Genomic DNA, 9,574 nt, shown 5'->3' on the forward strand with positions numbered 1-9,574 from the left:
TCATACATACAAAAAAACCTCTCAGTCGAGAGGTTTAATTCACATTTCAAATGATGCTTACAAACGCTTAACCGCGGTAGTAACGCTGAGGTACAAATGGCATTTTCTCAACCGTCATTGGCAGTTTTTTACCACGAACTTCGGCAAACAACTCAGTACCTACAGCCATAAGATCGGCACGAACATAAGCCATTGAAACTGGTTTACCTGCGTTAGGGCCTGCTGTACCACTGGTTACAACACCAACTTTGTTGTCATCAACATCGAACAGTTCAGTGCCTTCACGTACTGGAGCTTTGGTTTGGCCAACTAAACCAACACGCTTGCGAGTCACGTCTTTCGTTTCAATCTGCTTGAGAATGATATCCGCACCAGGGAATCCACCTTCGCGCTCACCGCCCGTGCGGCGAATCTTTTGAATACCCCATAGTAAGCTTGCTTCCACTGGCGTTGTTGTTGTATCAAGATCATGACCGTATAAACACAGGCCACACTCTAGACGCAGTGAATCACGAGCACCAAGACCAATCCACTCCACTTCCTCTTCAGCCGTTAGCTTTTGCGCAAGTTCCTGAGCATGAGAATTAGGTACTGAAATCTCATAACCGTCTTCACCCGTGTAACCACTGCGGCTTACAACACACTCAACTCCAAGAATATTGAGCTTCTTCACATCCATGAACACCATGTCCGCGACTTGAGAATTTAAACGCGCAAGTACGTCTACCGCTTTAGGGCCTTGTAATGCTAGTAGTGCACGGTCATCAATAACTTCTAGCTCTACGCCAGACGGTAGGTGTGCTTCAAGATGGTTGATGTCTTGCGCTTTACAAGCAGCGTTGACGACCACAAACAGATGGTCACCAAGGTTAGCTACCATCAAGTCATCCATGATGCCGCCTTCGTCATTAGTAAAGAACGCGTAACGCTGGTTGCCCTCTGGTAAGTCGATAATGTCCACAGGTACCAAAGACTCAAGAAACGCAGCGGCTCCTTCACCGTGTAGGCGCAGTTGCCCCATATGTGAAACATCGAAAAGACCAGCAGCTTCACGCGTATGCAAATGTTCTTTCTTCACACCCAGCTTGTATTGCACCGGCATGTCGTAGCCTGCGAAAGGAACCATTTTCGCACCAGCTTCAACGTGTAAAGAATGAAGTGGTGTTTTAAGTAAATCTTGAGTCATTGTTGTCTCCATTTAATCAGGTTCGTTTTCCACTCTAGGAAACCTTGTTTCCAATAATAAACACGAGTGAAGAAGTTTTGCACTATTAACAAGTCGAGAACAGTTCAAAATGTGACATTTAACATTAAATTCACATCAGTAGAGGAGAAAGAGAAGCGCCATCTTGAACGACTACCGTCCAAGATGGCGCTATTGTACTCAGAAAAAACATAAAAGCAAACGTTTGCTTTCATTATAAGAAAACTAAGAGTACGTTACGTTATTTAGCGGTCACCCACAAAATATGAGCATCTTCATCGCTTGTAGAAATCAGCATATGGCCCATATTGGCATCATAATAGACACTATCACCTTCACTCATTTCCACTGGCTCATAGAACTCAGAATAAAAGCGAACCGTTCCTGAAAGAATAAGCAGAAACTCTTCGCCATCATGACGAACCCAATCACCATACTCGTCAAAACTGCGCGCATGCACCTGACTCTTGAACGGCATCATCTTTTTGTTTGATAACTGAGTCGCCAGCAACTCGTGCTCATAAGTGGGTGTTGGGTGCGGCTTTCCCTGACCAGATTTAGTAATATCCCTACGCCCTGTCGCAACCTTTTTCCTTGGTGGTTCAAATAGTTGAGGCATATCTATCTGTAAACCAATGGCCAATTTCTGCATCGCTTGGAAGGTAGGCGAAATCTGCTCGTTTTCAATCTTACTTAGTGTTGAACGCGCTAATCCTGTGCGTTGGCTTGCCTCTTCGAGAGTAATCCCTAGCTTGCCACGTATGTCTTTAATTTTCTCACCAAGCTTAAGCGGCTCAATGTTTTGATCGACAGACTCTTTGGCTAATGTCAGCGATGGGTACTCATCATAGATATCTTCGGGCATGCTTCCCTCTTCTTTTTATCGACTACTTCCTGTTTCATTTTCATTGTGCCCGAAGCGGATCAGAGAAAAAAGATTAGAACAAGAAATAAACCGTGCTCTCGATAACAAAATTAGAAACCTTGTTTCCAATAGGAAATTTTTGGTTGATTGTTGTTGCGACAACCGCTATGTTACCAACTTGTTAGTTGTAGAGATGCTATTTCCGAATCGGTTGCTTGATAGATTTAACAATTGTTTTCGGTTTTGCCCCACGGATTGAATCTTAAGTTTTGGGGCGTTAAATGTCGCTTTGCTCTTACATAGAGAAGAGCAGTACTAGAAAAAGACTGATGAGAACTACAAACCTAAATAACTATCTCATCGGCATCAATGGAAGGTCATCTACCATGAACAAAACGTACCAAAATCACAGCCTAGAGAATTTTTTCTCTACTAACCTTGCTGCTACAGATGACGCTGTGTTCGCTGGGATTCAAGCGGAAAACACACGTCAAAATGAACAAATTGAGCTTATCGCTTCTGAGAACATCGTGTCTAAAGCAGTAATGCAAGCACAAGGTACCTGCCTAACAAATAAATATGCAGAAGGTTACCCTGGCCGTCGTTATTACGGTGGCTGTGAACACGTTGATACAGTAGAGGCAATCGCTATCGAACGTGCGAAGCAACTTTTCAAGTGTGGCTACGCAAACGTTCAACCGCACTCTGGTGCGCAAGCGAATGGAGCGGTGAAACTAGCACTTCTTCAACCTGGCGACACAATTTTGGGCATGTCCCTAGATGCAGGCGGCCACCTTACCCATGGTGCTCGCCCAGCTTTGTCTGGTAAATGGTTCAACGCTGTTCAATACGGTGTGGATCGCGACACGCTAGAAATTGATTACGATGCCGTTCGCGAGCTAGCTCTTGAGCACAAACCAAAAATGATCATCGCAGGTGGTAGTGCTATTCCTCGTACCATCGACTTTGCTAAGTTCCGCGAAATCGCAGACGAAGTAGAAGCAATTCTAATGGTCGATATGGCGCACATTGCGGGTCTGATTGCGACAGGCGCTCACCCTAGCCCACTTCCGCATGCACACGTTGTTACAACGACAACACATAAGACATTGCGCGGCCCACGTGGCGGTATGATTCTGACCAACCACGAAGACATCATCAAAAAAATCAACTCTGCAGTCTTCCCTGGCCTACAAGGCGGCCCATTAATGCACGTTATCGCAGCTAAAGCCGTCGCGTTTGGTGAGGCTCTGGGTCCAGAATTTTCAACTTATATTGATTCAGTGATCAACAACGCAAAAGTTCTTGCTGAAGTATTGCAAACTCGCGGTTGTGACATTGTGACCGGCGGTACAGATACCCACCTAATGTTAGTCGACCTTCGACCTAAGGGCCTGAAAGGTAACGTAACGGAAGAAGCATTAGAACGTGCGGGGATCACATGTAACAAAAATGGCATCCCATTCGATTCAGAGAAGCCTATGATTACATCGGGCATTCGTTTAGGGACGCCTGCGGGCACAAGCCGCGGCTTTGGCGCTGAAGAATTCAAACTCATCGGTAATTGGATTGGCGACGTTCTTGACGGGTTGGTAGAAAACCCAGAAGGCAACCCAGAAGTTGAACAACGCGTTCGCAAAGAAGTGAAAGCACTGTGCAATCGCTTCCCACTTTACCAATAAACAATTTAATCAAAGTTATTTTTGGAGATTAAGCAATGGACAAAACACTGAAGTTTGCAGATAGCCACGAGTGGGTACGCGATAACGGTGACGGCACAGTAACTATCGGTATTTCTGAGCATGCACAAGAAATGCTAGGTGACGTTGTATTCGTTGACCTACCAGAGGTTGAAGACGAAGTTGAAGCAGGTGAAAGCTTCTCACTCGTTGAATCTGTAAAAGCAGCGTCTGACATCTATGCACCAATCACTGGTGAAATCGTAGAAATTAACGAAGAACTAGAAGATAGCCCAGAGCTAATCAACGAAGAACCGTACGAAGGCGGCTGGATTGTAAAAGTTAAGATGTCTGACGCATCTGAACTAGACAACCTGAAAGACGCAGAAGAATACCTAAACTCGATTGAAGACGAGTAATTAGGAAGATTAGGAAGGCTGCCCCTGTTTCAGAGGCAGCTTTTTTTCAAAGTTCGGAAGTATAATTAACATTATCAGTAGCGAAAAATCCGTTGCCCGAACGATGGAGTAGGTAAAGGACAATGACTGAATTACTTCAAAGCCTCAGCACACAAAATGAGTTCGTTGCTCGCCACAACGGCCCAAACAAATCTGACCAACAAAAAATGTTGGAAGCAATCAACGTTGCAAACCTAGACGCGTTGATTGATGAAACAGTTCCAGCGCAAATTCGCCTAGAAAAACCGATGACACTGGCCGAAGCAAAAAGCGAAGCTGACATGTTGGTTGCCATGCGCGAATTTGCCGACCAAAACCAAATCAAGCGTACGTTCATCGGCCAAGGTTACTACAACACTTTCACGCCAAACGTAATCCTACGCAACGTGCTTGAAAATCCAGGTTGGTACACAGCATATACCCCTTACCAGCCAGAGATTTCGCAAGGCCGCCTAGAAGCGCTACTTAACTTCCAGCAAATGGTGATGGACTTAACAGCAATGGACATTGCTAACGCCTCACTGCTTGACGAAGCAACAGCAGCAGGCGAAGCGATGACGCTATGTAAGCGCGCTGGTAAGAGCAAGAGCAAAGTTTTCTTTGTGGCAGATGATGTACACCCTCAAACGCTAGAAGTTGTTAAAACTCGCGCTAAGTACATCGGCTTTGACGTACAAGTCGGTTCATTAGAGTCACTACCAGAGCAAGACGTGTTTGGTGCGCTTGTTCAATACCCTGGAACAACAGGTGAAGTTCGCGACCTAACGGACATCATCGCTAAAGCTCAGGCAAACAAAACACTAGTAACTGTTGCTACAGACCTACTCGCTTCAGCTCTACTTAAGCCAGCAGGTGAAATGGGCGCAGATGTAGTTATCGGCTCAGCACAACGTTTTGGCGTACCTATGGGTTACGGTGGTCCTCACGCTGCATTCATGGCAACACGTGACAAGCACAAACGTACTATGCCAGGCCGTGTTATCGGTGTTTCTATCGATTCTAACGGTAACCAAGCACTACGTATGGCGATGCAGACTCGTGAGCAGCACATCCGCCGTGAGAAAGCGACATCAAACATCTGTACTGCTCAGGCACTACTAGCAAACATGGCATCGTTCTACGCGGTTTACCACGGTGCAGAAGGCTTGCGTACTATTGCACGTCGTACTCACCACATGACTGCTATTTTGGCTGCAGGTCTAACTAAAGCTGGCTTCGAGCTAGCTCACAACAGCTTCTTCGATACCATCACCATCAATTCTGGTGAACAGACTGAAGCGCTGTACGCAAAAGCTCAAGCAGCTGACATCAACCTACGTAAGCTACCGACTCAACTTGGTGTAAGCTTAGATGAAACAACAACCGTTGCTGACGTTGAAGCACTGTTTGCTGTATTTGGCGCACAAGAAGATGTAAATACACTTTCATCTGAAATCGCAGGCAACGAGTTCGCAGCGATTCCTGAAGCGCTTCGTCGTACTTCAAAATACCTTACTCACCCAGTGTTTAACACACACCACAGCGAAACGCAGATGATGCGTTACCTAAAACAGCTTGAGAATAAAGACTTTTCACTGACTCACGGTATGATCCCGCTAGGCAGCTGTACAATGAAGCTGAACGCTGCGGCAGAAATGATTCCAGTTACGTGGCCAGAGTTTGGTTCTATTCACCCATTCGCGCCAATCGAGCAAGCTGCAGGCTACTCTGCGCTAGCGAAAGATCTTAAAGAGAAGCTGTGTGAAATCACTGGCTACGATGACTTCTCACTACAGCCTAATTCAGGCGCATCAGGTGAGTACGCAGGTCTAATCGCAATCCAACGCTACCACGATAGCCGCGGCGAAGGTCATCGTAACGTATGTTTGATCCCAAGCTCAGCGCACGGTACTAACCCCGCAACCGCTTCAATGGTTTCCATGAAAGTGGTTGTGGTTAAGTGTGATGAAGATGGCAACATCGACATGACAGACTTAGCAGCGAAAATCGAAAAGCACGCTGAAAACCTATCAAGCATCATGATCACTTACCCTTCTACGCACGGCGTTTACGAAGAGCAAGTGAAAGAAGTATGTGAAATGGTTCATGCCGCTGGCGGTCAGGTTTACCTAGATGGCGCAAACATGAACGCTCAGGTTGGTCTAACGTCTCCTGGTCTTATCGGCTCTGACGTTTCTCACCTTAACCTGCACAAAACGTTCTGTATTCCACACGGTGGTGGTGGTCCGGGTATGGGTCCTATCGGTGTGAAATCGCACCTAGCGCCTTTCCTACCTGGTCACATCGAAAATGGTGTTGAAGGTGAAGACTTTGCGGTATCAGCAGCAGATTTAGGCAGTGCGTCTATTCTACCTATTTCTTGGGCTTACATCGCAATGATGGGTGAAGAAGGTCTAACTGAGGCGACTAAGGTAGCGATTCTAAACGCAAACTACATGATGGAGCGTCTGCGCCCTCACTACCCAGTTCTTTACCGTGGAGCAAACGGCCGCGTAGCGCACGAGTGCATCATCGACATTCGCCCGCTTAAAGAAGAAACAGGCATCAGTGAAGAAGATATCGCTAAGCGTCTAATGGACTATGGCTTCCATGCGCCAACCATGTCTTTCCCTGTAGCAGGTACGCTAATGGTTGAGCCAACAGAGTCAGAAGATCTAGAAGAGATCGACCGATTCTGTGACGCAATGATCGCTATCCGTCAAGAGATCACAGCGGTTCATGAAGGTGCATGGCCATTAGACAACAACCCTCTAGTGAACGCACCTCACACGCAAGTTGATCTTGCAAGTGAAGAGTGGGATCGCCCATACCCTCGCGAAATGGGTTGCTTCCCTTCTCCTGCTACTAAGCAGTGGAAATACTGGCCAACAGTAAACCGCGTAGATAACGTATACGGTGACCGTAACCTAATCTGCTCGTGCCCAAGCATCGATAACTACGAAGATTAATTTTTGTAGAATCTAAATAGACAAAGGCGAACCGTTTGGTTCGCCTTTTTGTTTTTGGGTAAGTACATTAACTCACCTCTGGACAAAAATCATTTTCGGGAAATTGAACATTAGCGTATCATGAATAACTAAAGGTATGGCAAATCGCAAAACTGACGTGCCGGTCGTACCAGATTACATGTAGAAACCTCTGCCTTTCGAAGTCCGCCCTCGCTTTGAGAAAATCATCAAGGCTGCGACCGTTCTAGAGCAGATCGCACAATTTACTTAAATAGAGGCTCGGGCTTGTTCAACACTTGGGATTTAACGTTAGCTACGCAACGCTTAACCCTTATTCGTTGGTCCCCCCCAGACAAACGCAGTCCCTAACCCTAATTGAATAGAGGACATAGTCCGATTTTTGAGAGATTACTTTATAATCTCAATCAGCTAACATATTGTGAACTTACCATTTTTTAGAAGCACTCTAGATTGATAGACGAGGAATATTGCGATATTAGTTAGCTATGACTTAAAATTTTGGTAACACTCATGGCAGATAACTCTATCGATAAATCCGTTTCATTCGCCTCTGTCATTGAATTAGTAAATGCCTATTCACTGTTGCCTGCCGCTTTGCGTGAACAGGTAGAAGCATCTAATCACTTTGATGGTATAATGCTGGAGGCTATTCAAAACAGCGCTAAACTAACGTTGTCGGCTCGACTTCCAGAAAGCCAAATGGTTGCCTTATGGTCACTACTCGAACAGCACCATCCATCGCCCGAAATTGGACTCATCATTGGGCGAACTATATCTCATGAATCAAAAGGTGTGCTCGCGAGTTGGGTGAGCCAATGTGCGACGTTAAGAGATGCATTCAACACGTTCCAAAGTAATATTTTTCTGATGAATTCTTCAGAGTGTTGGCAAGTGGATGACGATGGACAGCAGTGCCGCTTAACCCTCTCCATTGAATCACGCCATGATTACCCTAGAGCCGCCATTGAACGCAGCATGAGTGCGATGGTGGCATGGGCAAGAATGCTGAGTGCCCAGCCTTTCCCACTAACCAAAGCTAAGTTTGGGTATTTAACTCCGCACTATGTGGATAAATATCAACCCGCATTTGGAGAAATCATTGAATTTAACAGTGCTTATCACCAGTTGATATTTGAGTCGAAATGGCTCAACCTTCCCATTGCGACAAGTAGTGAGTATCTGAAAACGATTGTGGCAAAAACCGCACAAAGTCATCTTGAGACGCTAACGAAAACCCAACCTCTCCAGCAGCAAGTCAGGACCATAGTAGCAAACGCACTAGAAAATGGAGAACTGCTCAGCGTAGACAAAGTTGCGCAGCAATTACACTTCAGCCGACAAACGCTCTACCGAAAACTGGTAAAAGAGCATACCTCCTTCCAGAGTATTCTTGATGATACTAGAAAACAGCTAGCAGTCCGTTGGCTAACTCAACCCCCGCCTCCAAGCCTTACCGAGTTGAGCTATCGTCTTGGTTTTAAAGATACCAGCAGCTTCTACAAAGCGTTCAAGCGCTGGCACCAGGTTACTCCTAAGGCTTACCTCTCGAGATAAACTGTTTAAATGCCTCTGCTGATCGCTCTGGGACCTCTTCCATCGGTAAGTGTCCAACATCGTCATACACAACAGCATAAGAGCCCCGAATATCACGCTCAAATCTTCTCGCATTTTCAGCTGGAAAATAACGGTCTTCCTTCCCCCAAAGAATAAGCGTCGGCTTAGCAATTTGTGTTATCTTTTCCGAGTCCTCATCCAGCGATGCCTTGACGCGACGTGTGAATCCCTGTCGGTTTTGTTGGTAGGTAGTCAGTTCGTAGTAACGATCAATCAACACCGCATCCACAAGTTGCGGGTCGAAGTAAACTTCTTTAAGCCCATCTTCGAATATAAACCTTGGAGTGACATGTTCCATTATTTTATCGATGACGGGCCACTGGGCCATCTCAATGCCTGGCGGCCACGATTCTTGCGGATAACCTAACGCATTTATCAACGTAAGGGTTATAACCTGCTCTGGATGTTGCAAACCGTACTCCCACACTATGCGTCCTCCTAAAGAGCTACCTACAAAATGTGCCTGTTCGATGTCGAGCTCTCTCGTAAATGCGTTCAAAAAGGCAATATCGTCAGCGATTTCGTACTGGTTTTGAGGTAGATGCCCAGTCAAGCCAAAACCCGGCAAGTCCATACGTACGACGCGGTAGTCTTGTTTGAGGATTTGCGTCCATTGCTCCCACGCGTGAAGTGACGACGAAGTGCCATGCAATAAAATCACCACCTCACCCTGTCCTTCATCTCGGTAATGCACTCGTTTACCTTCAATAGTGGCAAATTTAGAAGCGTCATTTGTGTATTTCTGTTCAATAGCTTGTGAGCTATTTTGTGCGCCACACCCTTGT

Annotated in this window: 7 protein-coding genes; 4 read left to right on the forward strand and 3 right to left on the reverse strand. The window is 46.0% G+C overall.

Going from position 1 to position 9,574, the window contains the following annotated elements; translation table 11 throughout:
• Positions 1 to 67: 67 nt before the first annotated feature.
• Together gcvT and AC4MRV_RS16995 are read right to left on the reverse strand one after the other, a co-directional pair.
• Positions 68 to 1,186, reverse strand: coding sequence for a glycine cleavage system aminomethyltransferase GcvT (gene gcvT / locus AC4MRV_RS16990; RefSeq protein WP_491188512.1), 1,119 nt, complete (start codon positions 1,184 to 1,186; stop codon positions 68 to 70).
• A 259-nt stretch (positions 1,187 to 1,445) separates the two neighbouring features.
• Positions 1,446 to 2,069: a helix-turn-helix domain-containing protein gene (locus tag AC4MRV_RS16995; protein WP_491188513.1), complete on the reverse strand. Its 624-nt coding sequence runs from the start codon at positions 2,067 to 2,069 to the stop codon at positions 1,446 to 1,448.
• 386 nt (positions 2,070 to 2,455) lie between these two features.
• Between AC4MRV_RS16995 and AC4MRV_RS17000 the strand changes: the two genes are divergently transcribed.
• From AC4MRV_RS17000 to AC4MRV_RS17015, 4 genes are all read left to right on the forward strand, one after another.
• Positions 2,456 to 3,751 (forward strand): serine hydroxymethyltransferase, encoded by a 1,296-nt coding sequence (locus tag AC4MRV_RS17000; protein ID WP_038187335.1) that lies wholly within the window; start codon positions 2,456 to 2,458, stop codon positions 3,749 to 3,751.
• A gap of 35 nt (positions 3,752 to 3,786) precedes the next feature.
• Complete coding sequence (gene gcvH, locus AC4MRV_RS17005) at positions 3,787 to 4,167, forward strand: glycine cleavage system protein GcvH (protein WP_005469554.1); 381 nt, start codon at positions 3,787 to 3,789, stop codon at positions 4,165 to 4,167.
• Positions 4,168 to 4,289: 122 nt separating this feature from the next.
• Positions 4,290 to 7,154: an aminomethyl-transferring glycine dehydrogenase gene (gene gcvP, locus AC4MRV_RS17010; protein ID WP_491188514.1), complete on the forward strand. Its 2,865-nt coding sequence runs from the start codon at positions 4,290 to 4,292 to the stop codon at positions 7,152 to 7,154.
• A 531-nt stretch (positions 7,155 to 7,685) separates the two neighbouring features.
• The gene (locus AC4MRV_RS17015) at positions 7,686 to 8,729 is read left to right on the forward strand and encodes an AraC family transcriptional regulator ligand-binding domain-containing protein (RefSeq protein ID WP_491188515.1); all 1,044 of its coding nucleotides are present in this window, start codon (positions 7,686 to 7,688) and stop codon (positions 8,727 to 8,729) included.
• Here the strand turns inward: AC4MRV_RS17015 and AC4MRV_RS17020 are convergent.
• Positions 8,707 to 9,574, reverse strand: an 868-nt coding sequence (locus tag AC4MRV_RS17020; protein ID WP_491188516.1) for an alpha/beta fold hydrolase, incomplete at its 5' end; no start/stop codon positions are given. The two genes, AC4MRV_RS17015 and AC4MRV_RS17020, sit on opposite strands and share 23 nt — an antisense overlap.

The sequence above is a fragment of the Vibrio sp. genome (assembly GCF_984391705.1).

Bases quoted from the DNA above. Each gene is read 5' to 3' on its own strand.
- gcvT (WP_491188512.1), bottom strand. From the start codon at position 1,186: ATGACTCAAGATTTACTTAAAACACCACTTCATTCTTTACACGTTGAA.
- AC4MRV_RS16995 (WP_491188513.1), bottom strand. From the start codon at position 2,069: ATGCCCGAAGATATCTATGATGAGTACCCATCGCTGACATTAGCCAAA.
- AC4MRV_RS17000 (WP_038187335.1), top strand. From the start codon at position 2,456: ATGAACAAAACGTACCAAAATCACAGCCTAGAGAATTTTTTCTCTACT.
- gcvH (WP_005469554.1), top strand. From the start codon at position 3,787: ATGGACAAAACACTGAAGTTTGCAGATAGCCACGAGTGGGTACGCGAT.
- gcvP (WP_491188514.1), top strand. From the start codon at position 4,290: ATGACTGAATTACTTCAAAGCCTCAGCACACAAAATGAGTTCGTTGCT.
- AC4MRV_RS17015 (WP_491188515.1), top strand. From the start codon at position 7,686: ATGGCAGATAACTCTATCGATAAATCCGTTTCATTCGCCTCTGTCATT.